At 41.5% G+C, this 22,179-nt stretch carries 20 protein-coding genes and 1 pseudogene; 17 read left to right on the top strand and 4 right to left on the bottom strand.

The annotated features are described in order from the left end of the window. Positions 1–56: 56 nt before the first annotated feature. The 9 genes and pseudogenes from F8S12_RS10450 (at position 57) to F8S12_RS10485 (ending at position 9,215) form a co-directional block, all read left to right on the top strand. Positions 57–773, top strand: coding sequence for a hypothetical protein (locus tag F8S12_RS10450; RefSeq protein ID WP_196516227.1), 717 nt, complete (start codon positions 57–59; stop codon positions 771–773). Continuing rightward, complete coding sequence (locus F8S12_RS10455) at positions 770–1,675, top strand: DUF1822 family protein (RefSeq protein WP_196516228.1); 906 nt, start codon at positions 770–772, stop codon at positions 1,673–1,675. Before F8S12_RS10450 ends, F8S12_RS10455 begins: the two co-directional genes overlap by 4 nt. 21 nt (positions 1,676–1,696) lie before the next feature. Next, a pseudogene (locus tag F8S12_RS40480) lies at positions 1,697–2,704 on the top strand (CHAT domain-containing protein); the annotation flags it as partial. A 171-nt stretch (positions 2,705–2,875) separates the two neighbouring features. After that, a complete protein-coding gene (locus tag F8S12_RS40485) occupies positions 2,876–3,820 on the top strand; it encodes a PstS family phosphate ABC transporter substrate-binding protein (RefSeq protein ID WP_442946797.1) in 945 nt (314 codons plus the stop codon). Between the two features lie 123 nt (positions 3,821–3,943). After that, on the top strand, positions 3,944–4,840 hold the full coding sequence (locus F8S12_RS10465) for a prohibitin family protein (protein WP_196516230.1): 897 nt from the start codon (positions 3,944–3,946) through the stop codon (positions 4,838–4,840). 250 nt (positions 4,841–5,090) lie between these two features. Then, the gene (locus tag F8S12_RS10470; RefSeq protein ID WP_196516231.1) at positions 5,091–5,612 is read left to right on the top strand and encodes a Ycf51 family protein; all 522 of its coding nucleotides are present in this window, start codon (positions 5,091–5,093) and stop codon (positions 5,610–5,612) included. Between the two features lie 196 nt (positions 5,613–5,808). Then, the gene (locus F8S12_RS10475; protein WP_196516232.1) at positions 5,809–7,047 is read left to right on the top strand and encodes an iron-containing alcohol dehydrogenase family protein; all 1,239 of its coding nucleotides are present in this window, start codon (positions 5,809–5,811) and stop codon (positions 7,045–7,047) included. After that, positions 7,044–8,249, top strand: a complete 1,206-nt coding sequence (locus F8S12_RS10480; protein ID WP_196516233.1) for an aspartate aminotransferase — start codon at positions 7,044–7,046, stop codon at positions 8,247–8,249. The genes F8S12_RS10475 and F8S12_RS10480 overlap by 4 nt, the downstream gene beginning before the upstream one ends. A 183-nt stretch (positions 8,250–8,432) precedes the next feature. Further along, a complete protein-coding gene (locus F8S12_RS10485) occupies positions 8,433–9,215 on the top strand; it encodes an ABC transporter permease (protein ID WP_196516234.1) in 783 nt (260 codons plus the stop codon). A 436-nt stretch (positions 9,216–9,651) separates the two neighbouring features. Here F8S12_RS10485 and F8S12_RS40490 read toward each other — a convergent pair whose 3' ends face one another. Next, a complete protein-coding gene (locus F8S12_RS40490; RefSeq protein ID WP_331001382.1) occupies positions 9,652–9,915 on the bottom strand; it encodes a sensor histidine kinase in 264 nt (87 codons plus the stop codon). Continuing rightward, positions 9,909–10,169 carry a hypothetical protein gene (locus F8S12_RS40495; protein ID WP_230967928.1) on the bottom strand — a complete coding sequence of 87 codons (261 nt, stop codon included), beginning with the start codon at positions 10,167–10,169 and terminating at the stop codon, positions 9,909–9,911. The genes F8S12_RS40490 and F8S12_RS40495 overlap by 7 nt, the downstream gene beginning before the upstream one ends. A gap of 284 nt (positions 10,170–10,453) precedes the next feature. Between F8S12_RS40495 and F8S12_RS10495 the strand changes: the two genes are divergently transcribed. Both F8S12_RS10495 and F8S12_RS10500 read left to right on the top strand, forming a co-directional pair. Further along, positions 10,454–10,831: a hypothetical protein gene (locus tag F8S12_RS10495; RefSeq protein WP_196516235.1), complete on the top strand. Its 378-nt coding sequence runs from the start codon at positions 10,454–10,456 to the stop codon at positions 10,829–10,831. Between the two features lie 30 nt (positions 10,832–10,861). Continuing rightward, entirely contained in the window at positions 10,862–13,384 is a 2,523-nt protein-coding gene (locus F8S12_RS10500; protein WP_196516236.1) for a caspase, EACC1-associated type, read from the top strand. 102 nt (positions 13,385–13,486) lie between these two features. Here the strand turns inward: F8S12_RS10500 and F8S12_RS10505 are convergent, their stop codons facing one another. Both F8S12_RS10505 and F8S12_RS10510 read right to left on the bottom strand, forming a co-directional pair. After that, complete coding sequence (locus F8S12_RS10505; protein ID WP_196516237.1) at positions 13,487–14,125, bottom strand: Uma2 family endonuclease; 639 nt, start codon at positions 14,123–14,125, stop codon at positions 13,487–13,489. Between the two features lie 464 nt (positions 14,126–14,589). Continuing rightward, positions 14,590–15,291 (bottom strand): class I SAM-dependent methyltransferase, encoded by a 702-nt coding sequence (locus tag F8S12_RS10510; RefSeq protein WP_196516238.1) that lies wholly within the window; start codon positions 15,289–15,291, stop codon positions 14,590–14,592. A 409-nt stretch (positions 15,292–15,700) separates the two neighbouring features. On the opposite strand from F8S12_RS10510, the gene F8S12_RS10515 reads away from it, so the two are divergent. The 6 genes from F8S12_RS10515 (at position 15,701) to F8S12_RS10540 (ending at position 21,942) form a co-directional block, all read left to right on the top strand. Beyond that, positions 15,701–16,426: a pyridoxine 5'-phosphate synthase gene (locus F8S12_RS10515; RefSeq protein ID WP_196516239.1), complete on the top strand. Its 726-nt coding sequence runs from the start codon at positions 15,701–15,703 to the stop codon at positions 16,424–16,426. A gap of 155 nt (positions 16,427–16,581) precedes the next feature. After that, positions 16,582–17,301: an ester cyclase gene (locus F8S12_RS10520; protein WP_196516240.1), complete on the top strand. Its 720-nt coding sequence runs from the start codon at positions 16,582–16,584 to the stop codon at positions 17,299–17,301. 250 nt (positions 17,302–17,551) lie between these two features. After that, on the top strand, positions 17,552–17,881 hold the full coding sequence (locus F8S12_RS10525; RefSeq protein ID WP_196516241.1) for an MgPME-cyclase complex family protein: 330 nt from the start codon (positions 17,552–17,554) through the stop codon (positions 17,879–17,881). Between the two features lie 225 nt (positions 17,882–18,106). After that, on the top strand, positions 18,107–19,354 hold the full coding sequence (locus F8S12_RS10530) for an RNA-guided endonuclease InsQ/TnpB family protein (RefSeq protein WP_196516242.1): 1,248 nt from the start codon (positions 18,107–18,109) through the stop codon (positions 19,352–19,354). Positions 19,355–19,526: 172 nt separating this feature from the next. Further along, entirely contained in the window at positions 19,527–20,174 is a 648-nt protein-coding gene (locus F8S12_RS10535; protein WP_196516243.1) for a hypothetical protein, read from the top strand. 91 nt (positions 20,175–20,265) lie between these two features. After that, a complete protein-coding gene (locus F8S12_RS10540) occupies positions 20,266–21,942 on the top strand; it encodes a DUF1565 domain-containing protein (protein WP_196516244.1) in 1,677 nt (558 codons plus the stop codon). Positions 21,943–22,179: the final 237 nt, after the last annotated feature.

Raw genomic sequence — 22,179 nt, forward strand, 5'->3', positions numbered from 1 at the left:
ATTGTCTTTCAGATAAATAATTAACAGCCCCATAGCAGCTTGGGAGCAAAATCGTTGTGGATGAACAACTTAAAAAACTTATTACCGAGGTATGCTGCTACCCAGACCCTAGTCTAGAGAGGCAGAAAGCTTTAAATAAACTGCTCATGGCGATTCAACAACTTCCTGGCATCTACAAGTCTGGGCATCAAGACTATTTAGAAGCCTTGAATCAAACTTGGGAATGGGTCAGCCGGAAAGTTTGTGGGTTTGAAGTGCGTTCACGAAGTGACTCCGAAGGAGTATCGCCTTCTTTCCAACAAAGTCTAGTAATCTGGATTAATGGCTATCTTAAGTGGCGCATTAAAGATTTATATACTCCAGATAATAAATATACCATCAGTTTAGACAGACCCATCCGTAACTATGAGGGTGACGAAACTACCCTGCTAAATATCTTGCCAGACCGTCAGTCACCAAGTATTACCTTAGATTTACTGGATATCAAAATTGCCCAAATCCAGGAAGTTGAGCGCCAGTGCCTTGGCGATCGCATCAGGCAATATATTGAGCAAGACGAAGAGGGTAAATTAACAGCTAGTCATCCTCGAAAAAATCCAGAATGCCATTGTCAGTTATTGGCAATGCGCTTACTTCTTGAACAACCACCTCATAAAATCGCTGATCTTGCTAGAGAGTTAAATATAAGTAATCAAACTCTTTACTCCCACTGGAAGAAAAATTGTCTTCCGTTGTTAAGAGAAATTGGAACGAATTTCGGATATGAGCAATGAGTAGCACACAACCAGATATTTTAAGCGTCCCTCTCCCCAAAAATGCCCACCGTTGGGCTGAAGAATTTGCCGCACAGCAAGATAGCCCCCAAAAGGGAAAACAAGTTTATCTGAATACTTTGGCTGTTTACGCCGTTCATAGCTACCTCAAATGGCTAAACGTTGAGACGGCTTTGAATCAAGGCGATAGTTGGCATCGCGGTTTAAGGGCGATTTTTGATGTTGCTGACTTAGTGTTGCCGGGTGTTGGTAAGCTTGAATGTCGGCCAGTGTTACCGGGTGAGGTTGCTATAGTCTTGCCTCCAAGCATGACACCAGACCGGATTGGTTATGTAGGAGTTCAGTTTACTCAGCAATTAGATTATATAGAATTGTTGGGATTTTCCCCAGCGATCGCCACGACTGAATCACCAGCAATGATTCAAATAGCCCAACTGCAATCCCTTGATGCTCTGATCGAAATTATACATAAGCGAACGCTATTAATAAATCTGCGTCAATGGGTTACGGGAATCTTCGAGCAAGATTGGCAACCCCCAGAGTTAGTATTTGCTAGCAATTTCAGAGGGATTAGCACCATAACTCGCCCCTCAACTAACTCCATTAGTCGAGCGAAGGTGATTGACTTGGGAAGGCAAGTACTTTTGTTAATGCAGTTAACTGCTACCAATAGTGAAGTTTTCGACATTCGCCTACGGGTTTATTCAGGTGATAATGCTATTCATCTACCAGCAAATTTACAACTGATTGTCTTTGATGAAACAGGAAATACTAGCATGGAAGTGCAAGCAAGAAGCGCAGATGATTGGATGCAACTAAAGTTTAGCTGCCAACACGAGGAAAAGTTCAGTGTCAAGATAGTGTTAGGAGAAACAAGTGTGATCGAAGAATTTGTTGTTTAATACAAACAAGAGGAAACAGCAATGCCGATCGTCAAGTTGAAACTCAGACGCAGTTCACCAGATGGATTTCTGGTAATTTTAACGGCGAAGAACTTAGATGAAGAAACAGAAGGATTTTTGCCTCCATTACCACCAAATTTAGAATCATCCTTTAATGAATGGCAGTCAGCCTATCGCCAAATCGAGGCTGTGCGTTCTTGTGCTACGTTCCGTCTCACACCTAAAAGTGTAACAATTTATTCCCATGCAGAACACACTCTCGCAGTGAAAGACGAGCTAAATCAATGGCTGAATACTTACGATAGCAGGTGGCGACCAATTCGGGATAGATTAATTGCGATCGCACAGCAATTGCATCAGTTAAATGAAGAGATTCGCGTCATAATTGATGCCAAAGATATCGACTTGCGCCGCCTCCCTTGGCAAGAATGGAATTTATTTGAAGAACACTATCCCAACGCCGAAATTGCTCTCAGTGCGCCTAAAAACTCCAATCAAAAGATAAATAAGCTAGTTCCTAAAAGTACAAAAACCAGAATTTTAGTTGCTGTTGGCAAGAGTGACGGCATTAATACAAAAGATGACTTAAAGGTAATTCAAGATTTAGAGACAGATGGGGTAGAAGTACGCTGTCTAATTAAGCCTAGCCGCAGGGATTTGTGTGAAGCGCTTTGGGATGATCAAGGCTACGATATTTTCGTTTTTACGGGGCATAGTGGAAGTCAAGAAGATGGCCAGATAGGTTGGATTGAACTTAACGATCAAGATATCTTGACTATTGAGGAATTTAAGGAAGCTTTGAAGCAAGCTATTGACAAAGGATTACAGTTAGCAATTTTTAATTCTTGTGATGGTTTGGGATTAGCTAACCAACTTGCACAACTACATTTGCCTCAAGTTATTGTGATGCGGGAACCAGTGCCAGACCCCATAGCAGTAGATTTTTTAAGGTACTTTTTCCAAGAATTTACCCATAATAATAAGTCACTATTTAGTTCTGTTAAAAAAGCACGCAAACGCCTAGAACATTTTAAGTCTGATTACCCAGGTGCAATTTGGTTGCCAACAATTTGTATTGAAGCCAATGTTGAACCGTTAACTTGGCAAGGATTGCGCGAAAGTTCCCCGCCAAAGCCGCCTCCAATCGAGCCAAATGATTTAACTCCTCAACCAAAGAAAAACATCAAGCCGTGGTTATTAATTGGTTTAATTGGTGTGGTTGTCAGTGGTGGTGTATCATATTTGGCTGGGAAAAAAGCCCACTCCGATTTGAGTTCCATAATTGCTCCCGAAGGAACATGGCTATATGGTGGCAGCACATCTTGGGCACTAATTCGGCAATATGTAGATCCTAAAATTAAAAAAGCCCATCCGCAGTTTGAATTACGCTACACAGATGCGATTAATGCTACACCAGGTTCCGGTACGGGAATTCGGATGTTGTTGGAAGGACAACTGAGCTTTTCTCAATCCTCCCGCCCGATCGCAGATAGAGAGTATCAACAAGCTCAACAACGGGGATTGAGTCTGAAACAAATTCCCGTAGCTTTGGAAGGATTAGCGATCGCTGTTCACCCCGATCTTTCAATTCCAGGGCTAACCTTGGGACAAATTAAAGATATTTACACTGGTAAAATAACTAACTGGAATCAAGTTGGTGGACTTGATCTAAAAATTACTGCCTACTCCCGTCGCTTTGAAGACGGAGGCACTGTAGAGTTCTTAGTTGACAATATTCTCGGTAAACAAAAACTGGGAAGTAACGTAGTATACGTCCACGATACAACAGATGGGCTGAGAAAATTGGCAAGCGATCGCAGTGGAATTTACTACGCTTCGGCTCCAGAAGTTGTCCCTCAATGTATGATTAAAGCACTGCCAATCGCTAAACAAGGAAACACTTTTGTAGCTCCTTACATAGAACCTTTGATTAAACCCGAGCAATGTCCGAATCAGCGAAACAAGTTAAACATTGATGCTTTCAAAACAGGTCAGTATCCAATTACGCGCCAGATGTTTGTCATAGTTAAGCAGAATAATAGTGGCAGTTTAGAACAACAAGCGGGTGAGGCATACGCCAATATGCTATTGACAACTCAGGGACAAAAACTGATGAATGAAGTTGGATTTGTGCGTATCCGTTGAATATCGATTCTAATAGCATTGAAAATTAACTTTGGATTTTATGCCACTTCTAGGCTAGTTTCATAAAAGCATCCGGGAATTATGTGATTAAGTATATCCCTCTTAACCACACAAAAAAAACTTATGGGCTTTATAGTTTCTCTCCTAACTAGCCTGATTGCAATTCTCGTTTATCTCAATACGGGTAGGATATCTAGCGAAAGGTCACGTTTAACAATACGCACAATTACGATATTGATTGGCAGTATTGCAGTACTGAATTCTATTTCTAGGCTTTTGGTGATTGTCCCACCTGGTAATGTCGGTGTCGTCAACTTTTTTGGTGAGGTTTCCGAAACTACTCTTAATTCAGGTGTCCACTTGGTTAACCCCTTTAGCAAGGTGCTGAATTTTTCCACTCGCATTAAAGATGTGAAGGAAAACGTCGATACCACATCCCAAGAAGGTTTGAGCCTAAATCTTGATGTCAGTCTTCAGTACAAGCTCGATCCGCAGAAGGCAGCTACAGTATATAAAACAATTGGAACTGACGAGACGCAACTGGTGATTTCCAGATTCCGCTCTACCGTCCGCGCCATCACGGCAAACTACCCAGCCAATGCTATTTACTCTACCAAACGCCAAGAAATTGCCCAAAAAATTGACCAACAACTCTCCCAAGAGATACCCGCTTTAGGTTTCATCGTTGAGGAAGCCCTTTTGCGAGATGTCAAAATGCCTGATAGTCTGCAAGCAGCAATTCAAAACAAACTCAAGATAGAGCAAGAAAATCAGCAGATGAAATTTGTTTTAGAGAAAGAGCGTCAAGAGGCAGAACGAAAGCGTATTGAAGCGCGAGGCATAGCTGATTACCAAAAAATTATCTCTGGTGGACTTAGCAACCAAGTACTGCAATTACGAGCAATTGAAGCCACAGAAAAGCTAGCTCAATCTAATAACTCTAAAATTGTAATTATCGGTTCTGAAAAAGGCGCAGTGCCTATTATGGTCCAACCAGAAGCAGAAGGCTCGAAGCCCTAAAATTTGTGTATTAACTGTTAATTATCTGTATCTGTATTTAACGCAACCCTTGTTGTTGCAATAATACATTTGCGTTAGCCAAGTCAAGACTCTGTATAACTGTTTCAATGATGTCTGACGACAAGCCGCTCTACGTCTACTCGCCCAATATTATGATTGGCATTAAAGACGGCGATAACCTTTATGATATAAGCTCTCGATAAAATAGGTGTGTCGGTAACGAAAAAAAGACGCCTCCATAACCAACCTTATGCTCACAACAGCTAACTTTCTTCAGTACACCCAATGGTCAGGCATAGCTACCTTGGTATTCGCTGCCTTAGCATTTTTGGCTTTTATTCTCAAATGGGGCATCCGCTTTCGCTTGGTGGGTGCGACTGGCTTTATGCTAGTGCTGACGAGTGGTTTATTTGCACTCTCAATAGTCCCCGTGGGTCGTACTGTGATTCCAGGAGCAGTCCGCTACACTCTAGTTTATGACAATGGCTCTACACAAGCGGTAATTGCTACATCACCCAAAATTTCCCCCACACAATTAGAAGCAACTTTACGTCAAGCAGCTAGTAATCTCTATTCTTATGGGCGCTTAGGTACACGGGCAGATAATCAGTTGACAGTTCGCGCCCGTACCGTTATCCACCCAGAACCAGGGATTTCAATACCACTTTACTTGGGTGAGGTGAAGCGATCGCTCGTTTCTCGTGAAAATTCCGCAATTGAAGTCAAAATTTACACAGACAAATTCGCCCAATTGCCAAAACCCGCCGTTTAATAAGCCTACGGTGTACACACAAGTCCTAAAAACCTAGCTTGATAAGGCTTTCCTCGTTTCCTCGTTCCCCGGCGGAGCCGGGGAATGCATTCATTGAGTCTCTGGCTCAATGTCTGACTGGAGGCAGCAGGGTTTGTTTATTTCATTACAAGTCTATTAGATTAAGAAATATCAAGATTTTGTCCAAATAAATTATATGTCCAATAAATTTTCTACTCAACCTTCTTTGTCTACTCAAGCTTCTAGTTCATTCTTTACGCTCGCAGTTGCCCCAGCAAAAGTAATCCGTGGTTCTGGGGTGTTGCAAGCAGCCGCAGCAGAGATCGCCTGTTTGGGGAGTCGGCCCTTAATTGTGGCAGGCAAGTCTACTCTCGCCATCAGCCAACAAAATTTGCAACCAGTTTTAGAAACGCAACAGTTAAATACTGCTCAAGCTTCTTATGGTGCAGATTGCTGCGAAGCTAGCTTGAAATCTTTAAAAAAGACGGCAAAAGAACATAAAGCTGATGTGGTTATCGGTATTGGTGGTGGCAAAGCCCTAGATACAGCGAAATTAGTCGCGCAGCAGTTACAGTTGCCAGTGGTGACAATTCCGACATCAGGGGCTACCTGTGCAGCTTGGAGTGCCTTATCGAATGTTTATTCTGAAGATGGGGCATTTCTCTACGATGTGGGGCTGTCTCGTTGTCCCGATTTACTAATACTCGATTATGACTTGATTAAAACTGCACCACAGTCTACTTTAATAGCTGGAATTGGTGATGCGATCGCTAAGTGGTATGAAGCCTCAGTGAGCAGTGGGCATTTGCAAGACACTTTAATTATTGCTGCGGTGCAACAAGCACGAGTTTTGCGAGATATCCTCTTGCAAAAGTCAGCCACCGCCCTGAAAGAACCAGGTAGTGAAGTTTGGCGGGAAGTGGTAGACGCTACTGTGTTACTCGCTGGGGTAGTTGGGGGACTTGGAGGGGCGCAGTGTCGCACAGTTGCCGCCCATGCCGTGCATAATGGTTTAACTCACATTTCAGGACATGGCAGTATTCATGGCGAAAAAGTTGCTTTTGGAATTTTGGTACAACTACGTTTAGAAGAAATGCTACAAGGCAATCAATTAGCAGCATCGGCACGACAACAGTTGTTAAAGTTCTACGCAGAAATTGGACTCCCCCAAAAATTAAGTGATTTGGGATTGGGTAACATCACATTAGGCGAGTTGCAAACAGCTGCTGAAATTGCCCTAGTTCCTAATTCTGACATCCATCGACTACCATTTAAAGTCGCGCCAGAACAGTTGATGGCAGCAATGGTTTCCACCACTGCACCTATAGATAGTAAAGAGAATACGGCAGTCGCCTCGATGGAGAGAACCTCCGCACGGCGCAGCCTGACAAATCGAGTTTCGCCCAAGGAAATGAGTGACGAGGTTGAAGAATGAGTTTGAATTGGATTGTCCCAGCAGAACGTATACAAAAACTGCCACCTTATGTATTTGCCCGTTTAGATGAACTGAAAGCTAAAGCACGGGAACAAGGGTTAGATTTAATTGATTTGGGTATGGGAAACCCTGATGGTGCAACGCCAGCACCAGTAGTAGAAGCAGCGATCGCAGCCTTGAAAGATCCCGCCAATCACGGTTATCCGCCCTTTGAAGGCACTGCTAGTTTTCGCCGTGCTATTACCAACTGGTATCATCGCCGTTATAATGTGGTTCTCGATCCTGATAGCGAAGCCTTACCTCTACTGGGTTCTAAAGAAGGATTAACTCATCTAGCGCTCGCCTACGTTAACCCCGGCGATTTAGTTCTGGTTCCTTCTCCAGCTTATCCCGCCCATTTTCGCGGCCCGGCGATCGCAGGCGGGAAAATCCACAGTTTGATTCTCAAACCAGAAAATGACTGGTTAATCGATTTAGCTGCAATTCCAGATGAGGTTGCAAGACAAGCTAAAATTCTCTATTTCAACTATCCTAGTAATCCCACTGCTGCCACAGCCCCCCGCGAATTCTTTGAAGAAATCGTCGCCTTCGCCCATAAATACGAAATTTTGCTGGTGCATGACTTGTGTTATGCCGAGTTAGCTTTTGATGGTTATCAACCCACTAGCTTGCTAGAAATTCCCGGCGCGAAAGATATTGGTGTGGAATTTCACACTTTATCTAAAACCTATAATATGGCTGGTTGGCGTGTTGGGTTTGTGGTGGGTAATCGCCATGTAATTCAAGGTTTGCGGACGCTGAAAACCAACTTGGATTATGGTATTTTTGCCGCCTTGCAAACAGCTGCCGAAACAGCTTTACAATTACCAGATGTATATTTGCACGAGGTACAACAACGCTACCGTACCCGCCGCGATTTTCTCATTCACGGGTTAGGAGAGTTGGGTTGGGATATCCCCAAAACCAAAGCAACGATGTATCTTTGGATGAAGTGTCCCGTTGGTGTTGGTTCTACAGATTTTGCCCTGAACGTGTTGCAACAAACAGGCGTTGTTCTTACCCCAGGTAATGCCTTTGGGGTGGCGGGTGAGGGTTATGTAAGGATAAGTTTGATTGCAGACTGCGATCGCTTGGGTGAAGCTTTACATCGCTTTAAACAAGCAGGCATCTGCTATCAATCTGAAGCCGTACTTTCTACTTGAGCAGCGATCGCTCGAACTAATTTAGCTGGCTCCACAGGCTTGGTGAGATGCTCTTGGAATCTAACAGCATCTCATCGGCGTAAGTAATATCACCAATAATCAGTAATATTAACTTTATGCAAAGCTATTTTGTAATCTTTGAAATGTAATGCTAATGGGTAGATATTAGGTCACGGGTGCAAGATGCAAAGATATTTGAAAGTACTGAGACTATTTTGGAGTGCTGCGATCGCAGCTGAGTTGGAGTATCGGATCAACTTCCTCATAGCTACCCTCAGTAGCTTAGGCAATCTTATCGGCAGCCTCTTTGGACTATTCTTATTTTACCGGACTGGCTACACTTTTAGCGGCTGGTCATGGGAAGAAGCTTTAATCGTTCTGGGAATTTTTACCTTGCTGCAAGGGTTTTCTGCCACTTTTCTCGCGCCAAACTTAAATCGCATTGTCCGCCATGTCCAAGAAGGCACATTAGACTTTGTATTATTGAAACCTATTCGCAGTCAGTTTTGGCTGTCCATCCATACCCTTTCACCTTGGGGATTGCCGGATCTGATTTTTGGTGGCATCATTATTGGCTACGCAGGTAAACGCCTCAGCATAGGAATAGACAAATATCTACTTAGTATAGTGCCGTTATTTTTCGGCTTGGTGATTTTATACAGCTTGTGGTTTATACTGGGTTCGCTGAGTATCTGGTTCGTTAAAATATACAACGTTACTGAAGTGTTGCGGGGTTTATTGGAAGCTGGACGCTATCCAATTGCAGCATATCCCGCTACTTACCGCTTTTTCTTCACCTTTGTGATGCCAGTGGCTTTTTTAAGTACTGTACCAGCCGAAGTGATGCTGGGTAGAAGTGAAAGTAGCTGGTTGATTGGTGCAGCAATATTAGCAGTGGGATTATTTTTCGTTTCTACTTGGTTTTGGCGATTTGCGTTGCGATTTTATACCAGTGCTTCGAGTTAGAGAGCAGCGATCGCAAAACCGTTTACGATGTTCAACTTAGAGGATGTTTGAAAAGTCCTCTTATCGGTAGCAAAAAGTTCTTGATCCCCCTAAATCCCCCGTTGAAGGAGGCAGGAGGCAGGAGGCAGAAGGCAGAAGGAGTAAATCAGTAGGGGTCGAATCCCCTACTGATTTAGAGCCACTGAACTCTCGTTCAGTGTTCTTGTCTTAAACCCTTGCTCCCCATGGTCGCAGCACGAGTTTTTCCTCCTGCCTCCTGTCCTCTGCCTCCTGCCTTCCTGGATAAATTGGGGGAATTTAATTCCGGTTCCCCCTCTTTTTAAGGGGGGATCAATTAAGTGCCTAAAATTACAGCAAACTACTTTTCAAACAACCTCTCAGCAATTCTCATTATGAGAATAGTTATCACAATTGCCAGAGTAAGGCTAACTCAGGATTAATGTTTTTTAGGGAGGAAGTATGGTAATTGAATAATGACTTCCGTTTCCCTATTTAATTGCGAAACAACTTTAATATTTCCTTGATGTTTTTGGATAATTTGATAGCCAACTGTTAAACCTAAACCTATACCTTTACCAACAGATTTAGTAGTGAAAAATGGGTCAAATACTTGGGAAATATTTTTATTATCTATACCTATGCCATTATCAATAATTTTGATAAGTATACTATTTTCAATATTTTTAGTTTGAATTATAATTTTTTATCTAACTGTTTATTATCTGATTCCAGGGCATCTATCGCATTATTTAAAATATGCATAAATACTTGATTTATTTGCCGAGAATAACACTCAATTAAGGGAGAATCCTCATATTTTTTAATTACCTGAATAACTGGACAATCATGATGAGGATTTAGACGATACTGTAGCAGCAATAAAGTACTATCAATTCCTTCATGAATGTTAACTTTTTTGATCTCAGCTTCATCATGACGAGAAAAATTTTTCAAAGATAAAATAATCTCTTAGATTCGATTAGATCCTGTGTCCATAGAAGCTGTCCTTCTGTCTTCTACTTAGCAGTGGCAAATTTTGTGCGAGACTAAACAAAATAAATCTGTACTATTCAACATAAATCGCTCCTCTTTCTACCGAATTTTTACCTAAATTTTATGATTTATTGTCAAAATCTTGCATAAATTTCTGGAAATTTACAGAGCAGATGTGACATCAATAGATATACTACAGAAATACAATTGACCGCCAACTGCTGAAAAACTTAAAAGGGTACAAAATGAGTTCTGAATCTAACGTCAAACTAACCATCGCTCTTACTAATCCAGATTTAGATGCAGAGGAGCAAGAACGGGAAACACGGAATCTGCTACGAGAAATCAGAGAGCTAGATGTCGAAAGTGCTGAACTAGTAGCAGTTACAGAAATACCCGAAGGAGCCATGTCTATTGGAGGTTTTTTGTTGGGTGTGTTGCAGGCAGAGGTGAGCCTTGCCAATTTTAAGAAATTGTTGGGGTTTTTGGGCGATCGCTTGGGTAGCAAAAGCATTGAATTGGAAGTCGAGGCGAACGGTAAAAAACTCAAGGTAAAAGCCAGCAGTCGGGAAGAGTTAATCGCCGTCATTGAACAAGCGCAAAAGTTTGTCGCAGGTAATTAAGAAATTCCATTAGCAAGGAAGAATAATGAGATGGCGAAAATAGCACTGCTAATCGGAGTTAGTGAGTATGAGCTTGGTCTTACTCCATTGCCAGCAGCGGCAAAAGATGTTGAGGCAATGAAGCGAGTTTTGGAGAACCCAGAGATTGGGGGTTTTGATGATGTAAAAGTACTGATAAATCCTCAACGACAAGTAATGCAGGAAGCGATCGAAATCTTGTTTGATGATCGTCAAAAAGATGATCTCTTACTGCTGTTTTTCTCTGGACATGGCATTAAAGATGAAAACGGTAAGCTTTACTTTGCAGCTCGCAACACCCGCAAAAATGACAAAAGAGTATTAATTAAGGCAACAACAGTACCAGCTAACTCTGTACATGAGGTCATGAGCAATAGTCGCTCTAAACGCGAGGTAGTAATTCTTGATTGTTGCTTTAGTGGCGCGTTTGCCGAGGGACTGTTAGCAAAAGATGACGGTTTTGTGGATGTCAAAAACCAATTGGGTGGTGAAGGGCGAGCTATTTTAACATCTAGTACCTCAACCCAATATTCTTTTGAACAGCAAGGGGCAGATACCTCAACTTACACCCGCTATATAGTTGAGGGGCTGGAGACTGGTGCAGCAGATCGGGATCAAGATAGCTTAATCTCCGTTGATGAATTACATGAGTACGCTAAAAAGAGAGTACAAGAAGCTACTCCAGCTATGAAACCGGAGATATATGCAATTAGAGAAGGCTTTAAGATTCTGCTTGCTAAAGCACCCAGTGATAACCCACAGCTTAAATATCGTCGAGAAGTTGAGTTTTGCGTAGAGGGTGGTAATGGTGAAATTTCTTTTACTGGTCTCGCTACATTGGATGAGTTACGAAAAAGGCTGAGATTAACAGTTGAAGAAGCTAATGCAATTGAAGCTCAAGTTTTAGAACCTATCGAAGTCTACAAGCAAAAATTGCAGCGATATGAACAGACTTTACGTAATGAGATTGAACGTCAATATCCTCTTACTGATAACACTCGCGCTCTATTAAAACGTCTTCAGCAAGTTTTAGGACTTAGAGATGAAGATATAGCTTTAATTGAAGCTCCCATACTTGCTGAAAAAGTAGATCCATCTCCTATTAATTTTAGCCAATTGATAGGACTTTTAGTCGGAGTAATTATTGGCGGCAGTTTAGTATATTATATTTTCCAACCTCCTACACCTATAGTAAATTCATTTTGTGCCAAAGATAAAGATAAGTATCGTTTAAAGGATAGTATTAGCGTAGGTGAAGAAATTTTATTTCAACAAGACACAAATACAGATAAACCACTTAAAGAAGCCGGATCTAAAACAATTTTGAATGATGATTGTCCAAGTGTTATTGAGAGGTTTGATTCTTATCGTAAAACTAATCGTAACGATCCAGAAACCTTAATTTACTTGAATAACACTAAGGCTATTCAGAAAGGCAATTATCTTAAAATTGGTGTGAGTGTACCAATTGGTACTAACCCGAATGTTGCTAAAGAGATATTGCGCGGTGTAGCTCAAGCTCAAGATGAAGTGAATAAGAATAGTGGCATTAATGGTAAGCCTTTAGAAGTGGCGATCGCTAATGACAATAATGACCCAAGTACAGCCTCAGATATTGCTAAACAGTTTGTCAAAGATACTGATATCCTAGCTGTGGTGGGACACAATGCCAGTAGTGCTTCCCTATCTGCTGCGCCAAAGTATCAAGAGGGAGGGTTGGTAATGATTGCTCCTACAGGCTTTTCGGAAAGCCTTTCTAATTTTGGCAACTATATATTTCGTACTCTCCCCAATATTAGCTTGTCAGGAGATAAGCTCGCTGACTATATCGTTAGAAAATCCGGCAAAACTAATATTGCTATTTGTATTGATTCCAAAAATATCGATAATGAGTATTTTAAAAATAAATTTCTCATAGCAATTACAAATGCTGGTGGTAATATTAATCCTACAAATTGCGATTTATCAACAATTGACGACGACTTAAAAGCAAATGCGATTATTTCTCAAGCTATAAATAACCGTGCAGATGCCTTATTTCTTGCTCCCCATATAGATAGAATTGATAAGGCTATAAAGATAGCGAAAGCTAATCAGGGACAGCTAGCAATATTTAGCAGCCCTGCCCTGTATACTATCGAAACCCTACAGAAAGGAGAAGCCAATGTCAATGGCATGGTACTTTCTGCATCTTGGCATCCACAGCAATTTCCAGGCAGTCCTTTTGCACAAAATAGTCAACAACTTTGGGGTGGACGTGTGACTTGGCGAACGGCGATGGCATATGATGCGACTAGAGCGATTATTGCTGGTTTACAGCAAAGCGACACTCGTGACGGTTTGCAAAATGTATTACGTAATCCTAATTTTTATACTGATGGCGCAACGGGAAAGATTCAATTTGAGTCATCGGGCGATCGCAAGGGTGATTTTATATTAATCAAAGTTCAGCCAAGCACTCAAAATGCAACTGGCTATGACTTTGTATTGGTTCCTCCATATCTTCCACCTAGCATTAGTGGCAACAATCGATGATATGCTAGCTGTATCTGAAGACAAATTGTTGCGTTTTACTCACTTGCTTATTGTGATATTTTAAAATAGCGATCGCTTTTCTCAAAAAGCCTTAAATTTATATCATAAATTATTCTTAACCCAATCTCTAAAATTACGCATAGCTTGACTTCTCCCAATTGTCAAACACTGCTTAACATATTCATTGACTAATTCAATAATTGGGATATCGGGAAAATTAGGACTAAATTCAGATTTTATATATTTTCCTTCTCTTAACAACGAAATTTCTAAACCTTGTTGTGTGTGTCGCCAAAGTTCAGGAACTCCCAAAAGTTCGTAATTCTCAAATCGAGTCCGAGAAGTAATATCAACTTCGATTGCTAAATCTGGTGGTGGATCTATAGTTAAATCTATGCGATTTTTACCAATTATAGCAGCTTGATTTTGAATATAAAAACTTGTATCTGGTTCTACTGCTTGGCGCGATCGCTCATTTTTAAGTGTTGTGGAACCAAAAGGCTCAAAATCAATTTGGAGTATTTCTAACAAGATTTTGACTAAATCACCAATAAATTCTTTATCTTTTTCATGTTCTGGTAGGGGAACCATAATTTCTAACCAACCATGACTATAAGAAATACGTGCAGCACGTTTTTCTCCCATTTCTTCCAAAATATTTTCTAACTGCTGCCAACTAATATCTTGAAGCAACATTTGTTGGCCAGGTTTAACAATAATCTGTTGCAGTTTTAAAAGCATATCATTTCAGAGAGTTGATGTAGTAGCGGTTATGTAGAACAGATTGAATTTAGAAATCAACTTTCTTAAAATATACCGCCTCCGACCTGGAGTGCAGAAATTAGCCAAGACAAACCATTGACAGAATCTTTGGCTGTTCCAATGTTGTCAGCAATTATAAATTTTTAATTTTTACTTGTTAAAGAAATACGAATGGTAAACTCTGTTCCCCATCGTGGGGTAGAATCAACATGGAAATGGCAGCGACTGATAAAATGCTGACACAGTGGAGTTTTGCAGTGGTAAACTTATCACAAACGCTGTCTGCTCTCCCAGTATGTAATCCACTGTGATCGCACTCCCATGTCTTTGTACCACAATCTGAGAAGCGATCGCTAATCCCTATTCCTGGTAAGCGGATATCAAGCCATTCACCGTTAATAATACAAAATTTTAACCAATAGTTATATGCATTCGGTCAGAACTTATTCACCAGAGTTTGAGGTTTTCTGAAATTCTTGATAGACGATCAGAGACTTAATTAAACCGAAGAACTTTTCTTCATAAAATTCAGATCCGGGGAAGAAATTTAGGAGTTTTTTCTTACTAAGCAGTCTAGTTGAGGTAACTATCTTTCTAGCTTTCTCCTGATCAGTGAACTTGCTAAACCATCCAAGAGCAAAATTGCTTATTAGCCATACCCGAACATTTATGGGAAGAAATTGAAAAAAAGGAAAAACAAAGTGGGGTTCAATCGGGAAAAAAAGATTAGGTGTTTGAACAAAGTATCTTTTTCCGACCCGCATTATTTCAGTCGCCATTTGCTGCTGATCGTGGTCATCTCCTACATGTTCAATCACCGAATTGGAAAAAACTACATCAAATTGATTGGATTGAAATTGTTCCATGTTTCTAGCATCCCCAATAACTTGTTGGATATTTGGATGTGTTGAACCCATTTTGTTATAACTTAAATTCATTACAGTAATTTCTAAGTCTTTAAGGTTTGTGTTAAGAAGTTCTATATTTTCCCAAAAGTTTACTGTTCCTCCAACATCAAGTATTTTGATAGGAGAGGGTAGTGACTCTAATTTAGATGCAAATAAAGCCAAACGCTGCTTTCTAAGGTTACTTGCCCATGAGTCAGAAAGACGATGATCATATACCTTGCTGAACATTTTAAACATTTTACTTATTGCAGAGATGAACAGGAGTATTTTACCTTATAAATTTCACTCATTCCAACAGGTATAATTAAAAGTAATATAGTGGTTCTCGGTTGAGTAAAATACAATAATCCCACGCCCAACCCCCTCATTGCAAGCAATGAGGGGGTCACAATGTAACTCGTGTGATTAGGAAACGCTATAATTCCTATAATATTTCGTTGATTCTTAACCTTAGTTGTGGTAAAGACTAATGTTTAGATGTGTTCGCTCTGCGATCGCCTGTCAATTTTTATAACTTAGGTTTTGTCACACTTATATGTATACTTAAATTGCTTTTTATTTGGTCTTCTTTGATGACTTCGCTACGTGCCGTCAGTATTTTCGGTAAAATCAAGTTCTGAAGACTGTGATTTGGGAGAAATTTGGAGTGCCTACACTTGGCGTTAACATTGACCACATTGCCACCATCCGGCAAGCACGGCGAACAGTGGAACCAGACCCTGTAGCGGCGGCGGTACTGGCAGAATTGGGGGGTGCAGATGGGATTACGGTGCATCTGCGCGAAGATCGGCGGCATATCCAAGATAGGGATGTGCGTCTGTTGCGACAAACAGTGCGATCGCATCTTAATTTAGAAATGGCCGCTACAGATGAAATGCTAGCGATCGCTCTCGATATCAAACCAGATTACGTGACTTTAGTCCCCGAAAAGCGCGAAGAAGTCACAACAGAAGGCGGATTAGATATTGTCGGGAAAATTGCTAGAATAGGTGAGATAGTCGATAAATTGCAAAGCGCTAACATTCCAGTTAGTTTGTTTATCGATGCCGAGTCATCACAAATCGAAGCATCTGTCAAGGTACAAGCTCGGTTTATTGAACTGCACACCGGACAATATGCTGAGGCTAAGGATGAAACAAATCGCCACCGAGAATTAGCCATATTAGCTAAAGGGTGTGAACAAGCAATTCAAATTGGATTGCGAGTCAACGCTGGACACGGACTCACCTACTGGAACGTCTACCCGGTGGCTGCGCTTCCAGGCATGGAAGAACTGAACATCGGTCATACCATCATCAGTAGGGCAGCATTAGTAGGCATGGAAAGGGCAGTCCGCGAGATGAAACAAGCTATAAGAGGGGATGGGGCATAGGGCAATTCAATTTTGGATTTTGGATTTTAGATTTTAGATTGAAATTTAATCCAAAATCTAAAATCTAAAATCTAAAATTCTTACTCCCCATTCCCCAAAGGGGTTGTCACTGCGAAATCTAGATAATTGGAAGCAAATTTTCAACAAAAACTTCTATGAGCGCAACACAGTCTAACAACCTACCGCTTTGGGTACAGGATAGAGATAAGGTGATAGCAGAAAGCACTGATGTCGAGTGGCGCTATCAGACACCGCCTGATTATTCCCGTTCAAAAGAAAATCTCGCTCAAGAAAGTATCTACAATCACCTTGAAGGTACACTGGAAGCGATCGTGCAAAACTTGGTGCGAACCCTTGAGATGGAGGTATCTTTCAAAGCTAACCCACAACAGTGGTTATCTATTGTGAATGACAAGTTTCGTGTAAGTACCAATGGCGGGGTAGAGTATACAGCAGCAGATTTATCAGATCAAGGTACTTACAATCTATTTATGGCTGATTCAAAACATTACAAGGCTTCAGAAGAAAGCTTTGAATCATCCGCAAAAGTCTTCCACACAACATTTCCCCAAGGATTTCCTTGGGAGGTGGTGGAGGTTTTCTCAGGGCCACCAAATGTAACATTCAAGTGGCGGCATTGGGGACATTTTAACGGAGAATACAAAGACTATGCACCTACCGGAAAGACAGTAGAAATTATCGGCATGAGCATCGCAAAAGTTACCGATGACTTGAAGGTTGTTTCCTTAGAACATTACTTTGACAATAGTTTGTTCTTGGAAAAGCTAACATCTGGTGACAAACAGACGAATGCAGAAAACCAGAAAAGTGCTTGTCCGTTCAGTTCTTGGTTCAAGAAATTGCACAAAAGTTAATTTGTAGGGGTACAGTGCTTATTGGTGTCAATTTACAGCTTTTGGGCATAAATAAATTTATTGGCTCTGAAACCATGAGTGCAGGGGAAATGAGCGTATCTTTCCCCCGGCTCCTTGCCCCCCTGCTCCCCTGCCTCTTGGTCAGAGACTAGGAACGAGACAATCTATAAAAGCTGGTTCTATACTGCCTTTCACGTTAAGTTTACACCAATGTACTTTAAATTATTAACATAGCAACTGAAGGATGAAAATGCAAACATACCATTACGTTTTGGCCAGTCAACGCTTTCTTCTCCAAGAAGAACCAATTGAGGAAGTTCTCAAAGAGCGCACCCGTCACTACCACGAACAAGAAAAACAAATAGATTTTTGGTTGGTTAAACAACCAGCTTTCTTGGAAATACCGCAGTTTACAGAGCTAAAAGTGAAGTGTCCCCAACCAGCAGTGGCGATTATTTCTACTAATCCCCAATTTATTACTTGGTTAAAACTGCGTTTAGAATACGTCATCACTGGAGAATTTCAGGCTCCTTCTGAGACAATACCCGATGCTTTGGCATCATTGGCTACTGTTTCCTAATCTGAGTATTGGGTATTGGGTTAGGCCAGAGGTTACAGGTAATAAAGAATAATTTGTACCCTATTCCCTTCTTAAGCCCCCAATTCCTAATTTTATTTGGAAATAACAAAATATGTGTTTTTACCGAAAAGCTGGGTCTAAAGCCCCGTCCTTGTAGGACGGCTTTTTATTGTATTTTGATTAATCTTATACCGAACCTGGTAGTATAAGGCAGGAGGTGGAAAGATGCTTGTTTTTGAGTTCAAAGCTTATGGAAAGTCAGCCCAAGTGATGGCAGTAGATGATGCAATTCGGACTGCAAAGTTTATTCGTAATAGCTGTATTCGGCTATGGATAGACGTTAAAGGCACAGGTAAAAACGATTTGCAGAAATATTGTGCTGTACTTGCGGCTAACTTTCCTTTTGCAAGCGAACTTAATTCAATGGCTAGACAAGCTTCTGCTGAACGAGCATGGTCTTCTATCTCTAGATTTTATGACAACTGCAAGAAGGGTATTCCGGGTTTAAAGGGGTATCCTCAATTCCAGAAAGATTGTCGTTCTGTTGAATACAAAACGTCAGGATGGAAGCTTGCAGATAATCGCAAATCTATAACCTTTACTGACAAAAAAGGTATTGGGCGATTAAAACTCAAAGGTACTCGTGATTTGCACTTCTACCAAATTAACCAGATTAAGCGGGTGAGATTGGTAAAACGTGCGGATGGTGTGTATGTCCAATTCTGTATTGATGTAAACCGTTTTGAAAACATAGAACCAACTGGCAATACTGTCGGGTTGGATGTTGGTCTCAAAGAGTACTATACAGACTCGAATGGCGAGATGGTTGAGAATCCCAAATTCTTGCGAAAAGGGGAAAAAGTTCTTAAACGCTCACAGCGTCGAGTATCTAAAAAGGTAAAAGGCTCGAAGAATAGAGGCAAGGCTAGACAGGTTCTAGGTAAGCGCCATCTCAAAATAAGTAGGCAACGTAAAGACCATGCGGTGAGACTCGCACGGTGCGTAGTTCAGTCAAACGACTTGATAGCCTACGAAGATTTGAGAATTAAAAATATGGTGAGCCAGCGCGTTGGGCGGGTTCCCCGACTTGAAGCGACTGGCGAACCCGTAAGGGTAAAAAATCATTGTTTAGCTAAGTCTATAAATGACGCATCTTGGTATCAATTTCGTGTCTGGCTTGAATATTTTGGGAAGGTATTTAAACGGGTCACGGTTGCGGTTAACCCGCAATATAGTAGCCAAGAATGCTCCAGATGCGGTGAAGTTGTTAAGAAAACACTATCCAATCGAACCCATGTTTGCAAATGTGGTTGCGTGATGGATAGAGACGAAAACGCAGCTAGAATTATCCTTGGTCGAGGATTGGGTACGGTAGGGCATATCGGAACCTCTGCGCTAGACGTAGGCAACGCTTGCGGAGATGAAACCTCTACTCTTGTTGGTGAAAACCTGCATGAGCAAGTTATGTCTTAGATTCAAGAATCCCCGTCGATTTATCGCGGGGAGTGTCAAACTCTTTCATCTTCGTACTGAAGTAGCTGGGTTTTCAGCTTTTTTCTTATAAAATCTTTTAAGACACCTTGATTTACATAATCTAACTTTTGTGCAAAGATTTAAGATTTTCCCAAGTGTTTTAGGATTAGCGATGTCTACGACGAGCTTCGCTTACGCAGGGTTGATTGGTGGCATGAGTTCTGTCTTTGCTCAACAAGGCATTCCCCTTTGTCAACCACCGAGTGCAGGTGAGTATCTTTTATTAGTAGTCAGTCCCACAGCAAATAATCAAAAGCAGTTACGTAGTGCTTTACCGCCTGAACTTAAAACCATCACTTGCAAATACCTCAACGAAACTGTAACGCGAGTAGGAGGCTTTAACAAAATTGATGATGCTAATCGATGGGCAAGGTATGTCAGCAATATTGTTGGCTTGTCTGCCATCATCACCACTCGACCGACAGCACCAGATGTGCAGCCACAGCCACAGCCACAGCCACAGCCACGGACACAGACACCTCAGCAGACAGTCACCTATAATCCTCAACCCTTAGGAGAAGGTTATGCAGTGCTAGTAGATTATTACAATCGTCCAGAACTAGCAAATAGCATACAGCAAGTAGTGGGAGGTAACGTAGGTTTTGTTTCTTATGGACAACGCCCTTACTTGCTGGCAGTTTATACTACTAACCAAACTGAAGCATATAACACATTGCAGAAGCTGAACGATCGCGGTTTTGTTGCCAGTATAGTAGATAGTCGTAAGGTGATTTTGCTGCGCTCAACTGTGCGGTTGTAGTCAGGAGTACTTTAAGTTACTTAATACATCAAGCGCTACCCACTTTCATGGTTAGCGTTAGGATAGCTATGTATTTTATAAAAGTATAAATATGGCTCAAACTTTTTACGTAAATTCAGTAGCAGGCAGTGATACCAATTCAGGTAGCCAACAAGCCCCATTCAAAACTATTACCCAAGCCCTCAAGGTAGCTACAAATGATACCAAAATTCAACTGGCAGATGGTAATTACAATGCTGCTAGCGGTGAAGTCTTTCCAATAACGGTGTCATCTGGCGTGACAGTGGTAGGTAATGAAGCAAACAAAGGCAATGGCGTTTTGATTGAAGGAAGTGGTAACTACCTGAGCCGGACTTTTGCTGGTCAAAACGTTACTTTTGTGCTATCGGATAAAGCCGAACTCCGGGGGGTGACTGTAACAAATCTCGCTAGCCGTGGTAGTGGTGTCTGGATTGAATCAACTGCTCCTACTATTGCTAATAGCACCTTCACCAACTGTAAACGAGAGGGCGTATTTACTACAGGCGATGCTAACCCAGCTATTATAGGTAATGTATTCAGTGAGAATGCAGCTAATGGAATTGCGATCGCTAAAAATTCCAAAGGTCAAATTCAAGATAACACTTATTTCAAAACCGGTTTTGGTATTGCTATTAGTGATACTGCATCACCCATACTTCGAGATAATAAAATTTCCGAAAACCGTTCTGGGATTGTCATTACTGGTAGTGCTCGTCCCGTATTGCGTAACAATGTCATTGAAAACAACACTGACGATGGTCTAACTATAGTTGGAACTGCCCTACCGGATATCGGCAGTACCAATAACCCAGGAGGCAATACTCTACGCAATAACGGTAAATTTGATTTGCAAAATGCCACCTCTAACAAGCTGGTTTCTGTGGGAAATAAAATAGATGCGTCTAAAGTCACCGGAAATGTAGAGTTTGCCGATAGTTCAGCTCCAACTCCAACGCCGACACCAACTCCAACTCCAACGCCGACACCAACTCCAACGCCTACTCCAACTCCAACACCTACACCAACTCCAACACCTACACCAACTCCAACACCTACACCTACTCCAACGCCGACACCGACACCTACTCCAACACCGACACCGACACCTACTCCGACACCTACTCCAACACCGACGCCTACTCCAACACCTACTCCAACACCTACTCCTATCGAATTAACCGATATTAGCAATCATTGGGCAGGTGCGTTTATTCGAGAATTAGTCAAATTGGGGATAGTTAATGGTTTTCCCGATCGCACATTTAAACCCGATGCTACAATGACACGGGCGCAATATGCAGCATTGCTAGTAAAAGCTTTCAACCCATCGGCAAAGCGCCCGGTTATCAAATTCAAAGATGTACCAGCAGACTTTTGGGCATCGAAGGTAATTCAGCAGGCATATCAAGGTTCATTTCTCTCTGGTTTTCCTGACAATACCTTCACCCCTAGTAAAAATATCCAGCGCGTGCAAGTGATTGTCTCTCTGGTGAACGGACTGGGGTTATCTGCTGATGGTACAGCAACTATCAAAGCTTTTGATGACCAAGCAAAGATTCCTGAATATGCCAAGGATGAGGTAGCAAAAGCTATGAATAAGGAGATTATCGTCAATCATCCTAATCTCAAACAACTCAATCCTACCCGCGATGCTACACGCGCTGAGGTAGCAGTGATGGTGTATCAAGCTTTGGTAGACGCTGGCCGTGTAGCGGCGATTAACTCGCCTTATATTGTGACTGCTTGATTGGTAAATCAGTAACGCCTACTGTCGGGAAAGCCAGGGATGTAAGGGAAGCATTAAAGGCAAATGGTGAAACATAATGCCTCATACAACGCTACTACGAAAACTATGAGCGATCGCTTCCCCTTCATCAATTTATGCAAGAGCCGACAGTAGAGCAAGCAAAGGAACTTTTCAGGGTTTACATTTATACAGAACAAGGGGATAAGAGAATTAAATGCCCAATGCCCCATGCCCCAT

Origin of the sequence: Nostoc sp. WHI, assembly GCF_015714725.1 — a bacterium.
Taxonomy (GTDB): domain Bacteria; phylum Cyanobacteriota; class Cyanobacteriia; order Cyanobacteriales; family Nostocaceae; genus Nostoc.